This is a genomic window from Caballeronia catudaia, from assembly GCF_001544755.2.
Taxonomy (GTDB): domain Bacteria; phylum Pseudomonadota; class Gammaproteobacteria; order Burkholderiales; family Burkholderiaceae; genus Caballeronia; species Caballeronia catudaia.
Genome location: NZ_FCOF02000038.1, coordinates 1 through 23,593, shown reverse-complemented (window position 1 = coordinate 23,593; position 23,593 = coordinate 1). Strand labels below are relative to the sequence as shown.

Annotated in this window: 24 protein-coding genes; 14 read left to right on the top strand and 10 right to left on the bottom strand. The window is 63.8% G+C overall.

Going from position 1 to position 23,593, the window contains the following annotated elements; all coding sequences use genetic code 11:
- Positions 1 to 27: 27 nt before the first annotated feature.
- The gene (locus AWB75_RS28150) at positions 28 to 1,317 is read right to left on the bottom strand and encodes a branched-chain amino acid ABC transporter substrate-binding protein (protein WP_061127305.1); all 1,290 of its coding nucleotides are present in this window, start codon (positions 1,315 to 1,317) and stop codon (positions 28 to 30) included.
- Positions 1,318 to 1,490: 173 nt separating this feature from the next.
- Here AWB75_RS28150 and AWB75_RS28145 point away from each other — a divergent pair, with 173 nt between their 5' ends.
- Positions 1,491 to 2,006: a hypothetical protein gene (locus AWB75_RS28145; protein WP_061127304.1), complete on the top strand. Its 516-nt coding sequence runs from the start codon at positions 1,491 to 1,493 to the stop codon at positions 2,004 to 2,006.
- Positions 2,007 to 2,071: 65 nt separating this feature from the next.
- Here the strand turns inward: AWB75_RS28145 and AWB75_RS28140 are convergent, their stop codons facing one another.
- From AWB75_RS28140 to AWB75_RS28115, 6 genes are all read right to left on the bottom strand, one after another.
- Positions 2,072 to 3,616 (bottom strand): 2-isopropylmalate synthase, encoded by a 1,545-nt coding sequence (locus AWB75_RS28140; RefSeq protein WP_061127303.1) that lies wholly within the window; start codon positions 3,614 to 3,616, stop codon positions 2,072 to 2,074.
- A gap of 358 nt (positions 3,617 to 3,974) precedes the next feature.
- Positions 3,975 to 4,634, bottom strand: a complete 660-nt coding sequence (locus AWB75_RS28135) for a C40 family peptidase (protein ID WP_061127302.1) — start codon at positions 4,632 to 4,634, stop codon at positions 3,975 to 3,977.
- A gap of 146 nt (positions 4,635 to 4,780) precedes the next feature.
- A complete protein-coding gene (locus AWB75_RS28130) occupies positions 4,781 to 6,391 on the bottom strand; it encodes an ABC transporter ATP-binding protein (RefSeq protein WP_061127301.1) in 1,611 nt (536 codons plus the stop codon).
- Positions 6,388 to 7,446 (bottom strand): ABC transporter permease, encoded by a 1,059-nt coding sequence (locus AWB75_RS28125; protein WP_087086938.1) that lies wholly within the window; start codon positions 7,444 to 7,446, stop codon positions 6,388 to 6,390. The genes AWB75_RS28130 and AWB75_RS28125 overlap by 4 nt, the downstream gene beginning before the upstream one ends.
- A gap of 64 nt (positions 7,447 to 7,510) precedes the next feature.
- Complete coding sequence (locus AWB75_RS28120) at positions 7,511 to 8,551, bottom strand: microcin C ABC transporter permease YejB (protein ID WP_061127299.1); 1,041 nt, start codon at positions 8,549 to 8,551, stop codon at positions 7,511 to 7,513.
- Between the two features lie 28 nt (positions 8,552 to 8,579).
- Positions 8,580 to 10,460 (bottom strand): extracellular solute-binding protein, encoded by a 1,881-nt coding sequence (locus AWB75_RS28115; protein WP_061127298.1) that lies wholly within the window; start codon positions 10,458 to 10,460, stop codon positions 8,580 to 8,582.
- A 212-nt stretch (positions 10,461 to 10,672) separates the two neighbouring features.
- Between AWB75_RS28115 and fabI the strand changes: the two genes are divergently transcribed.
- Positions 10,673 to 11,470, top strand: a complete 798-nt coding sequence (gene fabI, locus AWB75_RS28110; protein ID WP_061127297.1) for an enoyl-ACP reductase FabI — start codon at positions 10,673 to 10,675, stop codon at positions 11,468 to 11,470.
- A gap of 69 nt (positions 11,471 to 11,539) precedes the next feature.
- On the opposite strand, the gene AWB75_RS28105 is transcribed toward fabI, so the two are convergent.
- Both AWB75_RS28105 and AWB75_RS28100 read right to left on the bottom strand, forming a co-directional pair.
- On the bottom strand, positions 11,540 to 11,908 hold the full coding sequence (locus AWB75_RS28105) for a hypothetical protein (RefSeq protein ID WP_061127296.1): 369 nt from the start codon (positions 11,906 to 11,908) through the stop codon (positions 11,540 to 11,542).
- Between the two features lie 266 nt (positions 11,909 to 12,174).
- On the bottom strand, positions 12,175 to 12,540 hold the full coding sequence (locus AWB75_RS28100; RefSeq protein ID WP_061127295.1) for a hypothetical protein: 366 nt from the start codon (positions 12,538 to 12,540) through the stop codon (positions 12,175 to 12,177).
- 281 nt (positions 12,541 to 12,821) lie between these two features.
- Here AWB75_RS28100 and AWB75_RS28095 point away from each other — a divergent pair, with 281 nt between their 5' ends.
- The 9 genes from AWB75_RS28095 (at position 12,822) to loiP (ending at position 20,569) form a co-directional block, all read left to right on the top strand.
- The gene (locus AWB75_RS28095) at positions 12,822 to 13,595 is read left to right on the top strand and encodes a GntR family transcriptional regulator (RefSeq protein ID WP_061127294.1); all 774 of its coding nucleotides are present in this window, start codon (positions 12,822 to 12,824) and stop codon (positions 13,593 to 13,595) included.
- Complete coding sequence (mdcA, locus tag AWB75_RS28090; RefSeq protein WP_061127293.1) at positions 13,592 to 15,253, top strand: malonate decarboxylase subunit alpha; 1,662 nt, start codon at positions 13,592 to 13,594, stop codon at positions 15,251 to 15,253. The genes AWB75_RS28095 and mdcA overlap by 4 nt, the downstream gene beginning before the upstream one ends.
- Positions 15,254 to 15,259: 6 nt before the next feature.
- Positions 15,260 to 16,117 (top strand): triphosphoribosyl-dephospho-CoA synthase, encoded by an 858-nt coding sequence (locus tag AWB75_RS28085; protein ID WP_061127292.1) that lies wholly within the window; start codon positions 15,260 to 15,262, stop codon positions 16,115 to 16,117.
- Positions 16,118 to 16,140: 23 nt separating this feature from the next.
- Positions 16,141 to 16,443 carry a malonate decarboxylase subunit delta gene (locus tag AWB75_RS28080; RefSeq protein WP_061127291.1) on the top strand — a complete coding sequence of 101 codons (303 nt, stop codon included), beginning with the start codon at positions 16,141 to 16,143 and terminating at the stop codon, positions 16,441 to 16,443.
- Entirely contained in the window at positions 16,440 to 17,282 is an 843-nt protein-coding gene (locus AWB75_RS28075) for a biotin-independent malonate decarboxylase subunit beta (protein ID WP_061127290.1), read from the top strand. The genes AWB75_RS28080 and AWB75_RS28075 overlap by 4 nt, the downstream gene beginning before the upstream one ends.
- Positions 17,279 to 18,094: a biotin-independent malonate decarboxylase subunit gamma gene (gene mdcE / locus AWB75_RS28070; RefSeq protein WP_061127289.1), complete on the top strand. Its 816-nt coding sequence runs from the start codon at positions 17,279 to 17,281 to the stop codon at positions 18,092 to 18,094. The genes AWB75_RS28075 and mdcE overlap by 4 nt, the downstream gene beginning before the upstream one ends.
- Positions 18,082 to 18,714, top strand: coding sequence for a malonate decarboxylase holo-ACP synthase (locus tag AWB75_RS28065; RefSeq protein WP_061127288.1), 633 nt, complete (start codon positions 18,082 to 18,084; stop codon positions 18,712 to 18,714). The genes mdcE and AWB75_RS28065 overlap by 13 nt, the downstream gene beginning before the upstream one ends.
- A complete protein-coding gene (gene mdcH / locus AWB75_RS28060) occupies positions 18,711 to 19,646 on the top strand; it encodes a malonate decarboxylase subunit epsilon (RefSeq protein WP_061127287.1) in 936 nt (311 codons plus the stop codon). The genes AWB75_RS28065 and mdcH overlap by 4 nt, the downstream gene beginning before the upstream one ends.
- 164 nt (positions 19,647 to 19,810) lie before the next feature.
- Positions 19,811 to 20,569, top strand: a complete 759-nt coding sequence (gene loiP / locus AWB75_RS28055) for a metalloprotease LoiP (RefSeq protein WP_061127286.1) — start codon at positions 19,811 to 19,813, stop codon at positions 20,567 to 20,569.
- A 54-nt stretch (positions 20,570 to 20,623) separates the two neighbouring features.
- Here the strand turns inward: loiP and AWB75_RS28050 are convergent, their stop codons facing one another.
- Positions 20,624 to 21,175 carry an outer membrane protein gene (locus AWB75_RS28050; RefSeq protein WP_061127285.1) on the bottom strand — a complete coding sequence of 184 codons (552 nt, stop codon included), beginning with the start codon at positions 21,173 to 21,175 and terminating at the stop codon, positions 20,624 to 20,626.
- 232 nt (positions 21,176 to 21,407) lie between these two features.
- Here AWB75_RS28050 and AWB75_RS28045 point away from each other — a divergent pair, with 232 nt between their 5' ends.
- From AWB75_RS28045 to AWB75_RS28040, 3 genes are all read left to right on the top strand, one after another.
- Positions 21,408 to 22,019, top strand: coding sequence for an integrase family protein (locus tag AWB75_RS28045; RefSeq protein WP_268807875.1), 612 nt, complete (start codon positions 21,408 to 21,410; stop codon positions 22,017 to 22,019).
- A gap of 752 nt (positions 22,020 to 22,771) precedes the next feature.
- Complete coding sequence (locus tag AWB75_RS38815) at positions 22,772 to 23,122, top strand: tyrosine-type recombinase/integrase (RefSeq protein WP_235012275.1); 351 nt, start codon at positions 22,772 to 22,774, stop codon at positions 23,120 to 23,122.
- Positions 23,080 to 23,436: a tyrosine-type recombinase/integrase gene (locus tag AWB75_RS28040; protein ID WP_235012274.1), complete on the top strand. Its 357-nt coding sequence runs from the start codon at positions 23,080 to 23,082 to the stop codon at positions 23,434 to 23,436. The genes AWB75_RS38815 and AWB75_RS28040 overlap by 43 nt, the downstream gene beginning before the upstream one ends.
- The last annotated feature ends 157 nt before the right edge of the window (positions 23,437 to 23,593 follow it).

Here is a 23,593-nt window from a genome sequence, read left to right as displayed (position 1 = left end):
CGCGTCGGCAAAGACCCGGCTTCCCGGCTAACGCGCCGGACGCGTCATCCTGCAGGTCGTCGGCTGGACGGTCTTCTCGGCCGGAACGCCGAGCAGCGTGCGAAAGCCGTAGCCAGAGCCTTCGTTGTCGAAGCGCACGCCCTTCGTGCCCGCCTTGTCCATTTCCATCACATAAAGGGGCTGGATCACTTGATGATCGTCGGCGCGCATCGTCATTATGTGGAAGGGTTCGCCGTCGAACTTCATGCCTTCCAGCGCACGCGCCACCGCGAATGGGTCCGCACTGCCGGCGCGCGTCATCGCCGCGGCGAGCATCTCGATCATCAGCGGCATGCGCAGCACGAGGTAGTCGTCGGCCGCGGCGGGATAGCGCGCGCGAAACGCGCGGTAATACGCGTCCGACGCCGCACCGCCCGCGTTCGGATGCCAGTCCGCCACCGCGATCACGCGCTTCACACCCGCATCGCGGAGCGCCGCCGGCGCGCCGAGGCTATTGCCGTAGAACGTGTAGAACTCGGTGTCGAGCCCCTGCTCGCGCGCCGCCTTCACGAGCAGCGTCAGATCGTTGCCCCAGTTTCCGGTAATGACCGCATCCGCGCCGCTCGCGCGAATTTTAGCGATGTACGGCGCGAAATCCTTCACGCGCCCGATCGGATGAAACTCGTCGCCGGCGATCGCGATGTCGGGCCGCCGCTCCTTCAGCGCGCGCTGCGCCTCGCGGCTCACGTCGTGACCGAAGCTGTAGTCCTGATTCAGCAGATAAACCTTCTTCACCGCGCGATCGTCCTCGAGCGCATCGGCGAGCGCGTCCATGCGCATGCCGGCGTGGGCGTCGAAGCGAAAATGCCAGAAGCTGCACGCGTCGTTCGTGAGCGCGGGATCGTCGGCTGAATAGTTCAGGAACAGCACGCGCCGCTCCGGTTCGCGCGAGTTCTGCTTGTCGATCGCCGCGACGAGCGCCGCCGCCACCGCCGAACTGTTGCCCTGCATGACGAAGCCGATTTTTTCGTCGATCGCCGCGCGCAGTTGCACGAGCGTTGCCTCGCTGCTGCCCTTGCCATCGAACACGACGAGTTGCAGCGGATGCATGCCGTCGGCGAGCTTCACGCCACCCTTCGCGTTCACGCGCTCGACGCCGAAGCGCAGATTGCGCTCGACCATCGCGCCCGCGTTCGCGAACGGCCCGGACATGCCCTCGATCAGCGCGAGCTTGACGGGCGGCAGTTCGGCCGCGCCCGCCGCGCACGACCATGCGAGGCACGTCGATGCCAGAATACGCAGCCATCGCGCCGCTTGCACGCCAATTCCGTTCTTCATGGTTTACGCCGATCCGCTGAAAGCGCGGATCATAGGCCGCACCGAGTTCACCGCGCAAGCCCAACATTGCCGACACTTCCGCTCGAATGCCGCGACGTCGCGGAGAATGTTTTGTCGCGCGCGCATGTCAAAATCGCCAGAAACAACGAACGAATCAGCACGTGGAGGCTGTCATGCCGTACCTATTCAATCGCCTGCGCGGCGCACTTGCAGGCGCGGGCGTCGCCCTGCTGCTCACGGCCTGCGCGCAGCCGTGGCAGAACTACCAGACCGGCGCCGATGTCTCGACGATCACCACCCGCCTCGGCCCGCCGCGCGAAGTCTACGATCTGCCCAACGGCGGCAAGCGCCTGATGTGGCCGACGCAGCCGCTCGGCGAATTCACCACCGCCGCCGATATCGACGCGTCCGGCAAGATCGTGAACGTGCGGCAAGTGCTCGACGAGAACGAGCTCTACAAGGCGCAGGTCGGCACGTGGACGAAGGCCGACGTGCTCGTGAACTTCGGCCGGCCGGTGGAGACGTCGTACTTTCCGCTGATGAAGCGCGAAGTCTGGACCTATCGCTACATGGAAGCGAACATCTGGTACCTGATGTACAACTTCTATTTCGACGATCAGGGCATCTTGCGCATGACGCAGAAGACGCCCGATCCGCTGCACGATCCCGACAGGCGCAATCTGTTCTGAGCGTCGTGTCGCATCAAGCAAAAAGCCCTCGCGAAGAGGGCTTTTTGCGTTTGGAAACAAAAGAATCAAAGCTGCGGATTGAGCTTTTCGACCTTCGAGTGCAGCTTGTTCAACGCGGCGATATACGCCTTCGCCGACGCCGCGACGATATCCGGGTCCGTGCCCACGCCGTTCACGATGCGCCCGCTCTTCGACAGACGCACCGTCACTTCGCCCTGCGCCTGCGTGCCGGTGGTGATGGCATTGACCGAGTACAGCACGAGTTCCGCGCCACTCTCGACCTTCGATTCGATCGCGTGCAGCGTCGCATCGACCGGGCCGTTGCCGCCCGCCTCGCCCGTAACCTCGGCGCCTTCCACCGCAAACACGACCTTCGCCTGCGGCTGTTCGCCAGTCTCCGAATGCTGCTTCATCGACACAAAGCGGAAGTGTTCCTTCGCCTGTGCCTCGGCGGATTCCTCGGAGACGATCTGCATGATGTCTTCGTCGAAGATTTCGGCCTTGCGGTCGGCGAGATCCTTGAAGCGCGCGAACGCGGCATTCACGTCGGCTTCGGATTCGAGCGTCACGCCCAGTTCTTCCAGACGCTGCTTGAACGCGTTCCGGCCGGACAGCTTGCCCAGCACGATCTTGTTGGCGCTCCAGCCCACGTCTTCCGCGCGCATGATTTCGTAGGTATCGCGCGCCTTCAGCACGCCGTCCTGGTGAATGCCCGACGCGTGCGCGAACGCATTCGCGCCGACGACCGCCTTGTTCGGCTGCACGACGAAACCAGTGATCTGCGAGACGAGCTTGGAAGTGGGCACGATCTGCGTCGTGTCGATGCCGAGATCGAGGCCGAAATAATCCTTGCGCGTCTTGACCGACATCACGATCTCTTCGAGCGACGTATTGCCCGCGCGCTCGCCGAGACCGTTGATCGTGCACTCGACCTGACGCGCGCCGCCGATCTTCACGCCCGCGAGCGAGTTCGCCACCGCCATGCCGAGGTCGTCGTGGCAGTGCACCGACCAGATCGCCTTGTCGGAGTTGGGCACGCGCTCGCGCAGCGTCTTCACGAGATTGCCGTACAGCTCCGGCACGCCGTAACCGACCGTATCCGCGATGTTGATGGTGCGCGCGCCTTCGTCGATCACCGCTTCGAGCACGCGGCAGAGATAGTCGATATCCGAGCGGCTGCCGTCTTCGGGCGAAAATTCGACATCGTCCGTGAACTTGCGCGCGAAACGCACCGCGAGACGCGCCTGGTCGTAGACCTGCTCCGGCGTCATGCGCAGCTTCTTCTCCATGTGCAGCGCCGACGTGGCGATGAACGTGTGAATGCGGAACTGGCTCGCGGGCTTGAGCGCGTCGGCAGCGCGCTGAATGTCCTTGTCGTTCGCGCGGGCGAGCGAGCAGACCGTGCTGTCCTTCACGAGCGACGCGATCGTGTTGATCGCGTCGAAGTCACCGTTCGAGCTGGCGGCAAAACCCGCTTCGATGATGTCGACCTTCATGCGCTCCAGTTGCTTCGCGATGCGGATCTTCTCTTCCTTCGTCATCGACGCGCCGGGGGACTGCTCGCCATCGCGCAAGGTCGTGTCGAAGATGATCAACTTGTCTGCTGCCATGTTCAGCTCCTGTGGGGAGATTTATCGATTGTTGGAAATATAGAGACCGAAATAACGATAAGGCAAAAGGGAATTCGGGTGTTCGCGCCACCGCTGGCGTCGAAAACCTGAATGGACGAGCAGACGGGAGGCGAGAAGAATCAGCGCGGTAGGCGCGCTAGTAGCGATAGTGCGCGTAGCGACGCACCAGCCGGGAACAACGAGAAGGGGAACGGAAAAAAGTTCATTCAAAAACTATAACGGCTTTTGCAGGTGCGTGCAATCACGCTTTCCGCGCCGCGCTTACGATTGCGTCGAGCCAAAACAAAAAGCCTGCGTCCCGGAAGGAAGCAGGCTTTTCTTGATGCCGACAGACCGATCAGTAACCGCCGATCGAAGCGCTCACGCGCTGACGCAGTTCCGAGCCATCGCCGACTTGCGCGTTCTCGATACGACGCGCGCCTTGGAAGCGCTTTTCCCAGTAGCCGTCTTCCATGTCGTCGACACGGATCGTGCTGCCGGTCGACGGCGAATGCACGAATTTGTTGTCGCCGATATAGATGCCGACGTGCGAGAACGAACGGCGCATCGTGTTGAAGAACACGAGGTCGCCCGGCTTGAGATCGGAGACGGTCACCTTCTCGCCGACGCGGCTCATTTCCTCGGCGCGGCGCGGCAGCGTCATGCCGAGCGTGTCCTGAAACACGTAGCGGACGAAGCCGCTGCAATCGAGGCCGGAATCCGGGGTGTTGCCGCCCCAGCGATAACGCACGCCGATCATGTTGAGCGCGCCGACGACGACATCGCCTGCTTTGCTCGCTACGCCCGACAAAAACGACTTTGCGCCGCCCGGAGTGCTGGCGGTGTCTGCGCTTGCTGCGTCGGTGGATCTGCTGGAGGAGAAAATGCCGTTGTTGGCATTTGGGCTGCTACTGTTGACTTCGTCGGCGAACGCGCCGGAAGCTGTTGTCATCAGGAGGCCGATCAACATGCCCGCGGCGGCGCGCGCGCATGTCTGAGTCATCTTTAGTGGCTGCATCGGTCGGTAGGTTTTACAATTAAAGACTGCTAAATCAGGGAGATACGTGAAAGTTTGATGGATACTAGCCACAAAGTATTTAACTGTCAAAAGAAATAGAAAAATACAATTGAGATACGCACGCAATTGGTGAAAAGGAAAGATTTTTAGGAAACTAGGGCGGCTCTCAGAAGCTTTTTTGTGTATTCGTCAGAAGGGTTCGCAAAAATTTTCTCTGCATCCCCGGTTTCGACGACAACTCCATTTTTCATCACGGCGACTCGGTGCGCCATCGCACCGATGACCTGCAGGTCGTGGCTGATGAAAACATAACCGAGGTTGTGCTTCTTCTGAATTTCAGCGAGCAGGGTAAGTACTTGAGTTTGAATGGAAACATCGAGTGCGCTGGTCGGTTCGTCGAGGATCAGGATGCTCGGTTCCAGCACCAAAGCGCGGGCTATTGCAATGCGCTGCCGCTGCCCGCCCGAAAATTCGTGCGGATAGCGCTCGAGCGCGCCGCGCTCCATGCCGACTTCGCGCAGCACGGCAATGACCTTCGCTCGGCGTGCGGCCGAATCCAGCTCCGGGCGGTGCAGCGCGAGCCCTTCGCCGACGATCCGCTCAACCGTCTGCCGCGGCGACAGTGAACTGAACGGGTCCTGAAAGACGACTTGCAGATTCGAGCGCAGCACGGTTTTTTCGCGGCCGCGGAAATCGCCGAGCGCGCGGCCCTGAAACTGCACCGCGCCGTTCGAGATGCGCTGCAAGCCGAGCAGCGCCATCGCGAGCGTGGATTTCCCCGATCCCGACTCCCCGACGATGCCGAGCGTTTCGCCCTGTCGCACCGTCAGGGAAACGTCGTCGACGGCCTTGAAGCGGCCGCGCCGGAACCAGCCTTCCAGCCCGGGCAAGCGCGTCGGGTAATCGACGGATACGGCTTTCGCGTCGAGCAGCACCGGCGCGGTCGGCAGCACCGGCAGCACCGCGCGCTTCGGCTTGCTCGCCAGAAGGCGCTGCGTGTACGGATGCTGCGGCGACGTAAAGATTTCCTCCACCGTGCCGCTTTCGACTAGCACGCCCTTCTCCATCACCGCGACGCGTTCCGCGAAGCGCCGCACGAGATTCAGATCGTGCGTGATGAGCAGCACGGCCATGCCGCGTTTTTCCGCCTCGTCGCGTTGCAATTCCAGCAGCAGCTCGACGATCTGCGCGCGGATCGTCACGTCGAGCGCGGTCGTCGGCTCGTCGGCGAGCAGCAGGCGCGGACGGCATGCGAGCGCCATCGCGATCATCACGCGCTGGCGCTGTCCACCCGATAGCTGATGCGGATAGCTGTCCACGCGCCGTTCCGGTTCCGTGATGCCGGTGCGCGCGAGCAGCGCGATCGCGCGCTGTCTCGCCTCGCGCGGGTTCGCGCCGTCGTGCAGTTGAATCGTCTCGCCGATCTGGTCGCCGACCGTGTAGAGCGGATTGAGCGCGGTCATCGGCTCCTGGAAGATCATCGCGATATCGGAACCGCGCAGGCCGCGCATCGCGCGCTCGCTCTTCGACAGCAACTCGTCGCCTTCGAAGCGGATCGAACCGGACAGTTCGGCGTCGCGAATCAGGCGCAGGATCGACAGCGCCGTCACGCTCTTGCCCGAGCCCGATTCGCCGACGAGCGCCACACGCTCGCCCGCGCGGATATCGAGATTCACGCCGTCGACGGCCAGCGTGTCGCCGAAGCGCACGCGCAGGTCCCTGATTGAAAGCAGCGGCTCATTGGCGTGATGCGTCACTGCCCGCCTCCCGCTTTCACCGCATCGGCGATGCGCGTATCGAGCGCGTTGCGCAATGCGTCGCCCATGAAGGTAAGCAAGAGCAGCGTCGCGACGAGCACGCCGAACGTCGACAGCGAAATCCACCACGCGTCGAGATTCGCCTTGCCCTGCGCGAGCAGCTCGCCGAGCGACGGTGTCGGCGACGGCACGCCCAGGCCGAGAAAATCGAGGCTCGTGAGCGCGAGAATCGCGCCGCTCATGCGAAACGGCAGAAACGTGATGACCGGCGTCAGGCTATTGGGCAGCACGTGCCGCCAGATGATCTGCCAGTTCGAGAGACCCATCGCGCGCGCCGCACGCACGTAGTCCTGCATACGATTGCGCAGAAACTCCGCGCGCACGTAATCGGACAAGCCGATCCACCCGAACAGCGACAACAGGATGATCAGCAGAATCAGGCTCGGCTCGAAGATCGACGCGAAGATGATGAGCAGATACAGCTCCGGCAACGCGCTCCAGATTTCGATCAGGCGCTGCCCGGTGATATCGATCCTGCCGCCGAAATAACCCTGCACCGCGCCCGCGAGGACGCCCAGCAACGTGCCGATCGCAGTCAACACGAGCGCGAACAGCACCGACACGCGAAAGCCGTAGACAAGCCGCGCGAACACGTCGCGGCCGCGATCGTCGGTGCCGAGCCAGTTCTCGCGCGAAGGCGGCGCCGGATTCGAGCCTTTGGAAAAGTAGTTGAGCGTGTCGTAGTAGTAATGATTCGGCGGATAGATCGCGAAGTTGCCCGGCGCGCCGAAGCGGTCGCGCACGAACGGATCGAGATAGTCGGCGGGCGTCGGAAAGTCGCCGCCGAAGGTCGTCTCCGGATAGCTCTTAACGAGCGGAAAGTAGAAATGGCCCTGATAGCGCACGACGAGCGGCTTGTCGTTCGACCACAGCGGTCCCGCGAGGCTGATGACGAACGCCGCGACGAACACGATCAGACTCCAGTAACCGAGCCTGTTGCGCTTGAAGCGCAGCCAGACGCGCCGGCCGGGCGAGATCGAGACCTCGCCGCGCAGCGGTTGTGCGTCGCTGCCGTTGGCCGCGCGCCGTTGCGATTCCGATGAAGCGGCTCGATTCAAATCAGCGCTCCAGTTGTTCGAATTGAATGCGCGGATCGACCCACACGTAACAGAGGTCGGAGACGAGCTTCGTCGCGAGACCGATCAGCGTGAAGAGATAGAGCGTGCCGAGCACGACGGGATAGTCGCGCCGCACGACGGATTCATACGACAGCAGCCCGAGCCCGTCGAGCGAAAACAAGGTTTCGATGAGCAGGCTGCCCGTGAAGAACGCGCCGATGAACGCCGCCGGAAAGCCGACAATCAGCGGCAAAAGCGCGTTGCGGAACACATGCTTCCAGAGCACGCGCCGCTCCGAGAGACCTTTCGCGCGCGCGGTCAGCACGTATTGCTTGCGGATTTCATCGAGGAACGCGTTCTTCGTCAGCATCGTGACGATGGCGAAGCTGCCGACGACCGACGCCAACACCGGCAACGTGATGTGCCACAGATAGTCGAGAATCTTGCCGCCGAGCGAGAGCGTCGCCCAGTTGTCGGAGGTGAGATTGCGCAGCGGGAACAGTTGCCAGAACGTCCCGCCGCCGAACAGCACCAGCAGCAGCACGCCCAGCACGAAGCCCGGAATCGCGAAGCCGATCAGCACGACGAGACTCGTCGCGACATCGAACTTCGAGCCGTTTTTCACCGCCTTCGCGATGCCGAGCGGCACCGATATCAGATACGTGATGAAGAAAGTCCACAAGCCGATGCTGATCGACACCGGCAGCTTCGACACGATCAGCGACCATACGCTTTGATGCCTGAAGTAGCTGTCGCCGAGATCGAAGCGCGCGAACTTGCCGAGCATCGAGACATAGCGTTCGAGCGGCGGCTTGTCGAAGCCGTAGAGCTTCTTGAGCTGCTCGACCTGCTGGGCATCGACGCCCGTGTGCGTGCGCAGGCCGAAGCCGCCGCCGCCTTCGGTCTGACCGCGCCGCAGATCGTGCACGGCCTGCTCGACCGGACCGCCCGGCACGAACTGGATCACGACGAACGTGAGCGTGAGCACGCCGATGAGCGTCGGGATCATCAAGAGAATGCGTTTAAGGATGTAGCTCCACATGGTGCGCGGTCCTCGTCCGCAGTACTGGTCACTTGGCGGCGGGCGCGGACTTCGCCCACCACGTCGATATCACCCACTCCTCGGCGCCGTAGTACAGCGGCAAGGTCGACGGAAAATTAAGCGTATTGCGATACGCCACGCGATGCGTCGCCGAATACCAGTGCGGCACCACATAGTAGCCGTGCATCAGCACGCGATCGAGCGCATGCGTCGCGTCGACGAGCTGCTCGCGCGTCTGCGCCGAAATCACTTTCTGCAGGATCGCATCGACGGCCGGCGACTTCACGCCGGCCAGATTGTCCGAGCCCTGCTCGCCCGCCGACTTGCTGCCGAAGCGCGACACCTGCTCGGTGCCGGGCACCTGCACGTCGGGCATCCGGACGCTCGTCATGTCGAAGTCGAAGGCATCGAGACGCTTCTGGATCAACGCGTAATCGACCGTGCGAAAGTTCATCGTGATGCCGAGCTTCTGCAGATTGCGCCCGAACGCCGCGGCGACCGGCTCCATCGACGCGCCGCCGCCGGTGTCGTCGAGAATCTCGAACACGAAGGGCTCGCCTTTCGCGTTGCGCAGCGCGCCGTCGCGATACGTCCAGCCCGCTTGCGCGAGCAATTCGCGCGCCTTGATCAGATTCGCGCGCAGCGAGCCGGGCGGATCGGTGTCCGGCTGGCGCGGCATCTCGCCAAACACGGACGGATCGAGATTCTTCTTCAGCGGGTTCAGGATCGCAAGTTCGCCTTCGCCCGGTTTTCCTTTCGCCTGCAAGTCGGTGTTGACGAAGAAGCTGTCGATACGCTTGTACTGATTGAAAAACAACTGCCGGTTGAGCCATTCGAAATCGAGCGCGAGATCGAGCGCCTGGCGCACGCGCACGTCCTTGAAAATGGGCCGGCGCGTGTTCATGAAAAAGCCCTGCATGCCCGTGCCGTTGTGCTGCGGAAATTCGCGCTTGATGAGCTCGCCGCTATCGAAACGCTTGCCGATATCGCGCCTGACCCAGCTTCGCGCGACATATTCGACGAGCACGTCGTATTCGCCCGCCTTGAACGCTTCGAGCCGCGCGGTGGGGTCGCCGTAGAGCTTGTAATCGATATGCGCGAAGTTGAACATGCCGACGCGCACCGGCAGCGCCGCGCCCCAGTAATCCGGATTGCGCCGGTACGAGATCGTGCGGCCGTTGTCATACCGGTCGATGAGATACGGCCCGCTGCCGATGGGCTTCTGAAACGCAATCTGATCGAAGTCGATGCGCGTGCCGTCCGGCTTCATCCCCCACTTGCGCGAGAACACGGGAATGCCGCCCGCGAGCAGCGGCATTTCGCGCGTCGCGATCTTGAACTCGAAGCGGATCGTGAGCGGATCGATGACCACCGCGCGCGCGATCTGGCCGAAGTACACCGAGAACTGCGGCGCGGCCTTGGGACTTTTCAGCGTTTCGAACGAGAACTTCACGTCCTCGGCCGTGACCGGATCGCCGTTCGAGAAGCGCGCTTTCGAATTGATGTGGAACGTGGTCGACATACCGTCGGGCGCGACCGCGATATCGTCGGCGAGCAGGCCATACGCGGTCGATACTTCATCGGAGCTGCCCGTGGTCAGGCTCTCGAACATGAGCGAAAGCCCGGGCGCCGGATTGCCGCGCAGCGTGAACGGGTTGAACTTGTCGAAGCTCGTCAGGCGGTTCGGGTTCGCGAGCACGAGCGTGCCGTCGCGCGGAGCGTCGGGATTGACGTAATCGAAGTGCGTGAAACCGGCGGGATGCTTCGGCTCGCCGTATTGCGCGATCGCATGCACCGCGTATGCCGGGCTCGCCATCGACACGATCGCTCCGGCCAGCGCAAAGGCAATGAACGAATGAAAGGTGCGAACCGAGGCGCCGAATGAGCGGATCGTCGTGCGAGTCGTCATGTGCCTCTTGGCGCAATGTGAAGGGTGACGCGATTAATGACCCGGCCAGACGCCCGGGGCGGACCGCGTGAACGCCGCGAGATTGCCCGGCGAGGCATTGCGATGTGAGAGAATTCTACCCAAAATCCCGCACCGTTCGGCTTGCGCCACGAGGCCCGCTCATCGCCCGGCCGCGGCCAACGCGCGACATTGACCTCAAAGAAGGAGCATTCATGGGCTTTCTCGCTGGAAAACGAATTCTGCTGACGGGCCTGCTGTCGAACCGCTCGATTGCTTACGGCATCGCCGAGGCCTGCAAGCGCGAAGGCGCGGAACTGGCGTTCACGTATGTCGGCGAGCGCTTCAAGGAGCGCATCACCGAGTTCGCGGCCGAGTTCGGCACCGACATGATCTACCCGTGCGACGTCGCCGACGATGCGCAGATCGAAGGCCTCTTCACGTCGCTCAAGGAACGCTGGGACACGCTCGACGGCCTCGTGCACTCCATCGGCTTCGCGCCGCGCGAAGCGATCGCCGGCGACTTCCTCGACGGCATGACGCGCGAGAACTTCCGCGTCGCGCACGACATCTCCTCGTACAGCTTCCCCGCGCTCGCCAAAGTCGCGCGGCCGATGCTGAAAGACGGCTCGTCCCTGCTCACCCTCTCCTACCTCGGCGCCGAGCGCGCGCTGCCGAACTACAACACGATGGGTCTCGCGAAGGCGTCGCTCGAAGCGAGCGTGCGTTACATGGCGGCATCGCCGTCGCTCGGCGGCAGCGGCGTGCGTGTGAACGCCATTTCGGCCGGCCCGATCAAGACGCTGGCGGCGAGCGGCATCAAAGGCTTCGGCAAGATCCTGAACTTCGTCGAAGAAAACGCGCCGCTCAAGCGAAACGTGACGATCGAGCAAGTCGGCAATGTCGCGGCCTTCCTGCTGTCGGATCTGTCGGCGGGCGTGAGCGCGGAAGTCGTTCATGTCGATGCGGGCTTTCACGCGGTCGTCGGCGGAATGGGCGGCGAGGCGGAATAAACGCTCGTTCGCTGCGTGCAAAAAGCGCCGCTCACGTGAAGTGAGCGGCGCTTTTTTTTATCACTGGTTTCAGTGACGTCCGTGGCCATTCCCGTGGCCATGCCCATGCCCGTAGCCGTGCCCCGGCGGCGGACCATGATGCGGCCCGCGTCCGTATCCATGATGGCGATTCCAGTCGTAGCGGCTCCAGTAGCGCCGTCCATCCCAGTAACGGTTGCCGTGCCAGCCGATCACCACCGGCGGCGCGTACACCGGCATGGGCTGATAGATGACCGGCGGCGGAGGCGGCGCGTACACCGGCGTCGGCGCGACATACACCGGCGCGGGAATGCCGATATTCACGCCCACATGCACCTGGGCGCAGGCGATGCCCGTCGCGCTCCACGCGGCGATCGCCACGACGCCGGCCAGGATCTTCCCCGAAATATTCGTGTTCATATGCAAACGGACCTCGCTCTCATGCTTGTTCGCTCGGGACCGAATATAACGGGAAGCTTTCAGCGCAATATTTCAACTTTGTAAGTTTTTGCGGGCCCGGGCGTAAAGTCTGGAGAAAGCTTACCTTTTGTTACATTGCGTGCGGGGAGATTCGTCTCGCGCAGACGTCTTTACAACGGTTTCGGTTTGGCACGTGTGCTTCACAAATAAAAAAAGCCACCCGCTTCGAGCGGGTGGCTGCTTGCGCGTCGCGTCCTGCGCGGGGCTTAGTGCCAGCCGTTGTGACGGCCGTTATCGTGATGATCGTGGTCGCGGTCGTGGTCGTGACCATGTCCGTGATCGCCGTGGTAGCGATAGTAGTCGTCGCGATCCCAGTAGCGGCGGCCGTCCCAGTATTGATCGCCATGCCAGCCGACGACGATGACCGGCTGCGCGTACATCGGCGGCGGAGGCGGCGCATACACGACGGGCGGCGGAGGCGGCGCGTAGACCGGAGCGGGCACGACGTAGACAGGCGCGGGCACCCCGATGTTGACGCCCACGGACACGCCCGCCGACGCTGCGCCGGACAGTGTCAGACCGCCGATCATCACGGCGCCGGCGAGCACGGAAGCCTTCGATACCTTGTTCATGTGAAGCCCACCTCGATGGGATGTTTTGTTGTGTTGTGGGGAACTATATCGGAGCGACGCGCGCGCAAGTGTTGCCACTTCGTAACCACCTATTACCGTGGGAAAGCTTTCGAAAAGTAAGGCCCGCGGCCGTCAAAACCGAAGTTCGCGATCGTGCGGAAAAAGCCGCGTGCGACAAAAGTGTTTGTCGCCGCGTCTAGGGAAAGCACGGAGGTCCGATGTGCATTTTTATATATAATATTTGAACATCGACACACGAGACATTCGCACTCATCCCAGCCATGCCGACAGATCTCTCCGCCGGATCGCAGCCTCCGGCGTCATTTCGCGACGCGCAGTTCGAACCGCGCCAGAGCACGTCGCGCTTCATCGCGGATGCGCTGCGCGCCGCGATCGTCGATGGCTCGCTGTTGCCGGGCGAACCGCTGCGTCAGGATGCGGTCGCGCGTCAGTTCTCGGTGAGCGCGATTCCGGTCCGCGAAGCGTTTCGCCAGCTCGAGAGCGAAGGCTGGGTCACGACCGAGCCGAATCGCGGCGCAGCCGTCAGCCTGCAATCCGCCGACGAGGCGCGCGAGATCTACGAGATCCGCGCATCGCTGGAAAGCCTGGCTATCGGCATCGCGATCGAGCATCACACGCCGGACACGCTCGCCGATGCGAAGCGCCTGCTCGAAGCCGCGGAGAACGAACCGGATCCCGCGCTGTATGTCGTGCGCAACGAGCAGTTCCATATGAGTCTCTACGCGCCCGCGGACCGCCCTCGTTTGATGGAACTGATCGGCCAGATGCATCGGCGCGGCGAGCGCTATCTGCGCCTGAAACTCGGGGCGCCGATCCACAAGGAATCGTCGGATGCCGAGCATCGCGCGATCTTCGAAGCCCTCGCCGCGCGCGATATCGAACAGGCTCAAACGCTGGTCGCGCGCCATCTGCTCGCGACGGGCGAACTGATTCACCGCTTTCTCGCCGATGCGCAAGCGCTCGCGCAAACAACGCACACCAAAAAGCGACGCCGCCCATCTTCCCGATCGACTTCCGTCAAGGCCGACCAATGAACGATGTCATCGCTGAAACCCGCAACTGGAACACGCGCGCGCAGGAAAAGGCGCGCCGCCTCAAACTCATCGAGCCGTGGCTCGACGGCGCCGTGCTCGATCCCGCGCGCATCGTCGATGCGTTGCAGGCGCTGATTCACAGCGGCGATCGCGTCGCGCTCGAAGGCAACAATCAGAAGCAGGCCGACTTTCTGTCGCGCGCTTTCGCGAAGCTCGATCCCGAGCGTGTGCACGACGTGCATCTGCTCCTTTCGAGCATCAGCCGGCCGGAGCATCTCGCGCTGTTCGAGCGAGGCATCGCGCGCAAGGTCGATTTCGCGTTCGCCGGTCCGCAGAGTCTGCGCGTCGCGCAACTGCTCGAAGACGGCATGCTGGAGATCGGCGCGATCTATACGTACATCGAACTGTATGCGCGCATGTTCATCGACCTCACGCCGCAGGTCGCGCTCGTGTGCGCGGTGCAGGCCGACCGGCACGGCAATCTCTACACCGGCGCGAATACCGAAGATACGCCGACCATCGTCGAAGCCACCGCCTTCCGCCACGGCATCGTGGTCGCGCAGGTGAACGAGATCGTCGATGAACTGCCGCGCGTCGATATTCCCGGCTCGTGGGTCGATATCGTCGTCGAGGCGGACCGTCCGTTCGCGGTCGAGCCGCTTTTCACGCGCGATCCGCGTCACATCGGCGAGCTGCAAATCCTGATGGCGATGATGTCGATCCGCGGCATCTACGAGCGCTACGGCGTCACGTCGCTCAATCACGGCATCGGCTTCGATACGGCCGCGATCGAATTGCTGCTGCCGACTTACGGCGAACAACTCGGGCTCAAAGGCAAGATCTGCACGAACTGGGCGCTCAATCCGCATCCAACGCTCATTCCCGCGATCGAGTCCGGCTGGGTCGACAGCGTGCATTGCTTCGGCAGCGAAGTGGGCATGGAGAATTACATCGCGGCGCGCCCCGATGTGTTTTTCACCGGACGCGACGGCAGCCTGCGCTCGAATCGCGTGTTCTGCCAGCTCGCGGGGCAATACGGCGTCGATCTGTTCATCGGCTCGACCTTGCAGATGGACGCGGACGCGAATTCATCGACGGTCACGCTCGGGCGGCTCGCCGGCTTCGGCGGCGCGCCGAACATGGGACACGATCCGCGCGGCCGGCGCCATTCGAGCGAGGCGTGGCTCAAGCTCCTTAAAAACGACGGCCCGAATCCGCAGATCGCGCGCGGCCACAAGCTCGTCGTGCAGACCGCCGAGACGTACAAGAAAGGCGGCGAGCCGACCATCGTCGATGCGCTCGACGCGATCGCCGTCGGCGAGAAAAGCAATATGCCCATCGCGCCCGTGATGATCTACGGCGACGACGTCACGCACGTCGTGACGGAAGAAGGCATTGCGTATCTGCATGCCGCCGAAGGCGTCGATGAGCGGCGCGCGGCGCTGGCGGCGGTTGCGGGCGTGACGCCGATCGGCATGCGCGCCGATCCTGCGAAGTCGGCGGAGCTGCGCCGGCGCGGCATTGTCGCGTATCCGGAGGACCTAGGCGTGCGGCGCGGCGAAGCGAAGCGCTCCTTGCTCGCGGCACGCAGCATCGACGATCTCGTCGCGTGGTCCGGCGGTTTGTACGCGCCGCCCGCGCGCTTCAGAAGCTGGTGAAACGCGATGAAGCTCGCTCTTCGTGAAGTTTCATATGTTGTTGCGTCTCCGTCGATCATCGCGACGAAAGCTGTCGATGCGCTCATCGCCGAGGCGCGTCTCACGCCGAAGCCCGCGCTCGTCGATGAGAACGGCAGCGGCGCGCATCGCGATCTCGACCTGGACACGATGCTGCGTTCCGCGAACGCGCTGCAACCGAGCTTTCTCGCGATGGCGCGCGCCGCTTCGAATGCGCAGCCGTCGCAGGTCTTGCGCGAGCAACTGGCGCGCATCGGCCGCGAAGGCGAAGCTGCGATGATGCGCGCGACCGGCGGCAGCAACGCGCATCGCGGCGCGCTCTGGATCATCGGCTTGCTGTGCGCGGGCGCTTCCATGAACGCGACCGACGACAGCGAATCCATTTGCCTTTCGGCGGCGGACATCGCGCGCTTCGACGATCGATATGCCCCCGCTTCCGTGACGGCATCGCACGGCGCGCGCGCCGCGCAGCGATTCCACGTCAGAGGCGCGCGGGGCGAAGCACGCGATGGCTTCCCGCATGCGTTGCGCATCGGCCTGCCCGCCCTCGACGACGCGCGCGCACGCGGCTCGAACGAATCCGACGCGCGGCTCGATGCGCTCGTCTCGATCATCGCGTCGCTCGACGATACGTGTCTGCTCCATCGCGGCGGTTTGCAGGCGCTCGAAGCGGCGCAACGCGGCGCGCGCACGGTGATCGAATGCGGCGGCGTCGCGAGCGGCGCGGGCCGACGCGCATTGAAAGCGCTCCACGAAACCCTGATGAAGCTGAACGCATCGCCCGGCGGCGCGGCCGATCTGCTCGCGGCGACACTCTTTCTCGACAGTCTCAGGCGCTTGCCATAAAGCGCATCGAAGAGGAACGAACGATGGAAAACATGCGATACGAATATCCCGCCAGGCGGCCCGTGACGCGCAACGCGCACGTGGGCGTCGTCGGTTCGGGCGATCTCGAAGTGCTGCTCTCGCCCTCGTCGAGCGCGAATGCGGAAGTGGTGATCCGTACGAGCGTCGATGGTTACGGCCACGTATGGAAAAGCGTGCTCGACCGCTTCTTCCAACGCTACGACGGCGCGGCGAAGATCGAGCTCAACGACTTTGGCGCGACGCCCGGCGTCGTGATGCTGCGTCTGAACGAAGCCGTCGAAGCGAGCGAAGGAGACACGCCATGAACGCGCACGACACCTTCCTCGCGCGGCACAGCTTCATCGAACTGACTGCGCGCGAACGCGCGCAAGCCCTGCTCGACCAAGGCACGTTTCGCGAGTTGCTCGGCCCGTTCGACCGGATCGAATCACCGTGGCTCGCGATGCAGAACATCGTCTGCCAGGCCGACGACGGCGTGGTCATCGCGCGCGGCACGCTTGGCGGCGAGCCCGCCGTGATCGCCGCGATCGAGCCCGCGTTCCAGGGCGGGAGCATCGGCGAAGTCTCGGGCGCGAAGATCGCGGCGGCGCTGGAACTGGCGCTCGGCGAATTCGAAGCCGGACGCGCGATTCGTCCCGTCGTGCTGTTCGAGACCGGCGGCGTGCGCCTGCAGGAAGCCAATCTCGGGCTGGCCGCGATCGCGGAGATTCAGGCGGCGATCGTCGCATTGCGGCGTCACGTGCCGGTGGTCGGCGTGATCGGCGGCATGGTCGGCTGCTTCGGCGGGATGTCGCTCGCGGCTGCGCTCTGCACCGATCTCGTGATGACGCGCCAGGCGCGGCTCGGCATGAACGGGCCGGAAGTGATCGAGCAGGAAGCGGGCATCGACGAACTCGATTCGGGCGACCGCCGCCTCATCTGGTCGATGATCGGCGGCGAGGAGCGTGTCGCGGTCGGGCTCGCGGATACGCTGGTCGAAGACGACACCGCCCGGGTGCGCGACGCCGTGCTCGCCGCGTTCGGGCGCGGCGTGCCGCGGCGGCATCGCAGCGCGGACGTCGATGGCTTCATCGCGCGGCTCGCGCAAGTGAACCAGGACGCCATCGATCCCGACACACTGCGCAACTTGTGGGGCACATCATGACCGACACACTTTCCCGCGGCGAGCGCTGGCTCGATGTGCTGACCGCGTCCGCGACGCAAACCGAAAGCGGCCCGATCCGCGCGCGCGACGGCCGGCTCGATGGCGAACGCGCCCGCTTCTTCGCCGTCGTGCCCGATCCGCAGAACCGCTTTCCGCGCGCGACCGATAACGTCGTCGGGCTCGAACAGGGCTGGCTGCTTGCGCGCGCCGTGCGCGAAGTCGTCGACGCCGATCGCGATGCCGGCGTGAAGCGTCCGATCGTCGCCGTCGTCGACGTGAAAAGTCAGGCTTACGGGCGTCGCGAGGAACTGCTCGGCATTCATCTCGCGTGCGCGGCCGCCGTCGATGCCTACGCGAGCGCGCGGCTCGCCGGTCATCCGGTGATCGCGCTGATCGTCGGGCCGGCGATGTCGGGCGCGTATCTCGCGCACGGCTACCAGGCGAACCGCATCATCGCGCTCGATGCGCCCGGCACCGCCGTGCACGCGATGGGCAAGGACGCGGCGGCGCGCGTCACGCGACGCAGCGTCGAAAGTCTCGATGCGCTCGGCGACACCGTGCTGCCGATGTCGTACAAGATGAGCGCGTACGCGAAGCTCGGGCTGCTGCACGAACTCATCGAAGGCGTCGATGCGGATGCGCCCTCTTCCGTCGGCATCGAGCGCGTGCAGGCGTCGCTTGCGGCCGCGGTGAAGGATGCGCGACGCGGGCCGCGCGATCTGTCGAATCGTCTCGCGTCCGCCGATGCGAAGCGCGCGCGCGCCGCGTCGATTGCCGTGCGCGAACGGATGCGCGAGCAATGGAACGCGTGAGCGTGCGTCCGCACGATCTCGTGCGGCTTTCGCCCGGCGCGCCGCCATTCGCCGATGCCCCCGGCTGGGTCGCGGCGGCGCTCGAGCGCGCGCCGTTCGTCGTCGTGCGGCGTGCGCCTCCGATTGGCGATGAGATCGCGGTCGGCGTGCGCGGCACCGTGCGCAGCGAGCGCTTCGGCGCGTGGATCGCGCCACGCTGGATCGATGCGATCGTCACGCCCGAAGATTTGCGCATGCGCTACCCCGATCCGGCGCGCGCCGGATTGCCCGCGTTCGCGTTGTTGCGCGCGATCGCTCCGATCCTCGATTCGCGCTGCCTGGCCTGGGGCCCGGCAGGCAGCGCGGGCTTCGAACTCGCGAGCGCGATGCCGACGGTCACTCCATCGAGCGATGTCGATATCGTCGTGCGCGCGCCCACGCCGCTGCCGCGCGCCGATGCCGCCACGCTCTTCGATGCGCTGTCGGACGCGGCGCAGAAGGCGGGCACGCGCATCGACGTGCAGATCGAAACACCCGACGCCGCCTTCTCGCTCGCGGAGTTCGCGCGCGCCAGCCTGCGCGTGATGCTGCGGCACGCCGACGGCCCGCGCCTCGTGACGAATCCGTGGGCCGCGTCATGATCGCGTTTCTCTTTCCCGGCCAAGGCGCGCAAACACCCGGCTTCCTGCATCGGCTGCGCGCTGACAAACCCCATCCGGCGATCGCGCGCACGCTCGCCGAAGCGTCGGACGTGCTCGGCAAGGACGTGCTCAAGCTCGACACCGCCGACGCCCTCGCATCCACCGTCGCGGTGCAGGTGACGCTCGTCGTCGCGGGCGTGGCGGCGGCGCGCGCGCTCGCGGAGGAAGGGATCGAAACGCAAGCCGTCGCGGGGCTGTCGGTCGGTGCGTACGGCGCGGCGGTCGTCTGCGGCGCGATCCGCTTCGCCGATGCGCTGAAGCTCGTGCATCTGCGCGCGCAACTGATGCAGGACGCCTATCCGCGTGGCTACGGCATGCTCGCCGTGCTCGGGCTGAACGAAAGCGAAATCGCCCGCGCGATCGACGACAGCGGCGCCGATGCCTACATCGGCAATCTGAACGCACCGCGGCAGATCGTCGTCTCGGGCAGCGATGCCGCGCTCGCGAAGGTTCGCGACATCGTTCTCTCGCGCGGCGCGCGCAAGGCCGAGCGGCTTTGCGTCAGCGTGCCGTCGCATTGCGTGCTGCTGGAAGATGCCGCCAGACGGCTGATCGAGGCGGCGAACGAGGTTCGCATCGACACGCCGCGTATCGCGTATGTCGGCAATCGCGGCGCGCGCGTGCTGCGCCGGGCCGACGCCATTCGTGAAGACCTCGCCACCAATCTGCGCCATCCGGTGCGCTGGCACGATTCGACCGTCGCGCTCTCCGAACTCGGCGCAACCGTCTTCGTCGAGATGCCGCCGGGCCAGACGCTCACGCAACTCGCCGCCGAAAGCCTGCCGGACGCCGCAGGCATCGCGGTGGACGCAGCGCCGGCCGCCTCGATCGCCGCCCGCGTGCGCGCCGCCATCCGCCGCGCGCGAGACTGATTCGTTTCGCGCGCGCCACTGATTCGCATATTCGTCTTTTCGTCGTCAGCTTCTGTAAGAGAATCGGAATTTTCGGGTAGCCAACGGGTCGATCTGCATCGAGCATTTCGCCCGGCCCGCATTCCGACGCGGGCCTGAACCCCCAACGCACTGAAGAGGCAACCATGAGAATCATCCGCTTGGCGATCGCGGCATCGGCAGTCACCGCACTCGCCTCGTGCAGCAGCGTCAGCAGCCTGAATCCGGACTCGCTCATGCAGTCCGGCCAACTCGCCACGCAGGCGCTCATGCTGAGCGACAACGACGTGCGCACGCTCTCCGACAAATCGTGCGCGCAGATGGACAGCGAAAACCAGATCGCGCCGGCGTCGAGTCCGTACACGCAGCGCCTGAACAAGATCTCGAAGCAGCTCGGCGACAACATCAACGGCGTGCCGGTCAACTACAAGGTCTACATCACGAAGGACGTCAACGCGTGGGCAATGGCCAATGGCTGCGTGCGCGTCTATAGCGGCCTCATGGACCTGATGAACGACGACGAGGTGCGCGGCGTCGTCGGGCACGAGATGGGACACGTCGCGCTCGGCCACACCAAGAAGGCGATGCAGGTCGCGTACGCGACATCGGCGGCGCGCTCGGTGGCGGCGTCGGGCTCGGGCATGATCGCGAGCATTTCCGGATCGCAGCTCGGCGATCTGACGGAGAAATTCGTCAACGCGCAGTTCTCGCAGTCGCAGGAAACCGCCGCCGACGATTACTCGTTCGACTCGCAGAAGAAGAAGGGATATAACCCGGCGGGGCTCGTCACCGCGTTCCAGAAACTCGCAACGATCGATGGCGGCAAGTCGAGCATGCTCGATTCGCATCCGTCGTCGCCGGCGCGGGCGAAGCACATTCAGGATCGGATCGCGTCGGGGAAGTGACGCGGACATGAACGCGATGCGCGCGTGAGACACGCGCGCATCGCTGAAGAAGGATCAGAAGAAGTAGTAGTGCAGGCCCATCGTCATGCTGTTGTTGTGGCGATGGCCGCCCTGGTAGCTCGACGCGTCGCCGGTGTATTCGCCCGCCACGCTCCAGTTCTTCGCGAACTTGTACTCCACGCCGGCGCCATAGTGCAGGCGAGTGTCCGGCCAGGTCCCCGTGAAGCCGATGCGCGCGTACGGCATGATGTTCCTGTTGACCGGCATACCGAACTTCACGTCGAGACCGCCGTCATCGCGCGTGGTCGAGCCGCCGTGAAAGTCGGCGAAGCCTTCGAGACCGACCACGAAACGATCGACGTCGTAATTCACGCCGCCGACGATGCCCGGAAACCAGGTCGAATGCCACCCGCGGGCATTGGGGCCGGTGATATCCGACAAGTTGAGGCCGAACTTCGCGCCGACGTAAGGACCGGCGAACTCGCTATGCGGTCCGTACACGCCCATCGCTTTGAGAAGAGCAGGATCGATTGCTTCGGAGTGCGCATGAGCCGCACAGAGCAATGAAACGAGCGCCGGAGCGACGAGCTTTTTGAAACTGAACATGACTAGTGGATTCCGAGTGAAACGCCGCGCCGCCGCATGTGGATGCCTGGCGAACGCTTAGGCAGACAACGCAATCGTTGCTTTTTTCGCAACCGATTGCTTCAACGCAAGCAGCGGGAGAATAGTGAGCAGCGACGACGCTCGGAAGCGGACTTATCCTAAAGCGCGTCATCTCAATCGTGACGTTTTGACTCGATGCGGACGCGGCGGATAAAGTTGCGCGCATCTTCAAATCACGGCGGCGGGCGTGAGGTCATGGCTGTTCCGTTACATGCGGCAGGGTCGTGCCCGTTACATGGGACTTGGACCGCTGCACGCGATCGGATCGGCCGACGCCCGCACGCGCGCGCTCGAATGTCGGCGATTGTTGCTCGACGGTATCGACCCGCGTGACGCCAAGAACAAAGAACGCGCCGCCGACATGACCGCCACGGCCAAGGCGATGACGTTCGACGAATGCGCGGGTGCGTATATCGAAGCCCATCCCGGCTGGAAGAACGAGAAACATGGCGATCAATGGAAGAACACGCTGGCGACCTATGCCGGACCGGTGTTCGGCTCGCTGCCCGTCGCGGATGTGGATACGGGCGTCGTCATGGAAGTTCTCGAACCAGAGGGAACATCGCGGGCCGCTTTCCCCCGCCGCACTTGCGCTCGTCAAGGATGCACTCGACGCGGGCGGCGATTATCTGTTCTGCTCGCCCGGCAGACCGACAAGCCGCTACTCAAGCGCATGGGCCTCGATGCCCTGACCGGTCACGGCTTCAGAAATTGCTTTCGTGACTGGGCAGGCGAGACGACGAACTTCCCGCGCGAAGTCATCGAGGCGGCGCTCGCACACTGACTCAAGGACAAGACCGAAGCGGCCTGCGCGCCCGAGTTTGCCGGAATGCGCCTGCATTGCACAGGCGAGCCGGGGTGAATAGCGTAAACGGGCTGCCAAGCCTGTTTTCCAACGCAACCACGCGCTGGACTTCACAGAATACGACAGAACCTCGCAGCGCTGATTTGACGATAGCGTCAAAACTCGCTGACGCCGGCTATTTAAACAACTCTAGATTCACTCAAATGACTCAGGAGCGATTTGTCCACCCTTGATGACCAGATGCGACGTATCCATGCTTGGCGCGAAAAAGCGCCAGTCTTCGCTTTCGTCGATGCAATCCGGAACAATCGTGAGCGAAAGGCCACGCGACTGGCAAGCACTAAGCGGTTCGCTTTGTCCACTGCTACAGCCTCAACTGCTACGTCACCGGCTTCGAGTAATATTCCTTGGCCCTGGTGGTGGCAGCGGTTTTGACTGGCTCGGCGCTGTGGAAGCGATTCGCCGTCGCTGTCATCAGCATTTCCAAAGCTCCTGAGCATCGAATCGCCGCCGCCATCGCCGCTTAAACCGCGCCACCGAGCGCGGCCCCGGCTACTGCGTGTCCAGTCGGGTTGCGGCCAAAGCCGCCGCCTCTGCGCGCGCGGTCGGTGGCGTATGGCGTGTCATCGACAAAGGAACCGTTGGCATCAAGCGGTAAATACTGGCCAGGACCGATCTGGCTCGAAAAGCAGGAAACCGCCAGCCGCGTCCGTCAACGGATGCACGCCGTCATGCAATGGGCGTGGGCGCATGGTCATGTCGCGGCGAACCCCGTCAGCGTGATCGACCATATCCTGCCGAAACAGACGGGCAAGAAAGAGCATCAGCCCGCTATGCCTTGGCGCGACATTCCCGCATTCGTGAGAAAGCATGTTGCGGAGTTCAAGCAAGGCGAGGCAACGCGCGCCGCCCTGCTTTTCCTCATTCTGACGGCGGCGCGTAGCGGCGAGGTGCGTGGCGCGACATGGGACGAATTCGACCTGAAAGCGGGTATCTGGACCGTTCCCGCCGAACGGATGAAAGCGAAGGAGCGCACCGCGTGGCGCTGTCCGCGCCCGCACTGGCGCTCGTCAAGCGGCTGAAGGAACAGGCGCTACATGAGACGCTTGTCTTTCCGGCGCCGCGCGGGAAGGTTCCGAGCGATATGGTTCTCACATCCTTCCTGCGCCGCGTGGAAGCAAAGAGCGATACGTCCAGACGCATCGCCACGGCGCACGGGTTCCGCAGCAGCTTTCGCGATTGGGCTAGCGAACATTGCTACGCCCGCGATCTTGCAGAGCGAGCGCTCGCGCATACCGTAGCGAACAAAGTCGAAGCGGCATATCACAGAACCGATTTGCTTGAGCAGCGCCGCCCATTGATGGAAGCATGGGCGAAACACGTTCTTGGCGAGTAACCCCGCCACCTTTCTTATTATTGAGATTCAGCGTCAAAGTAGGCGCTCACACTCGTTACGATTTGCACTCCTGCTAAAGTTGGAGGTGACATGTCGTTTCCAGAATGGGGGCGTTCGTATAACGCGTTGTGGGTACCGCTAACGAGCGACTGGCAGT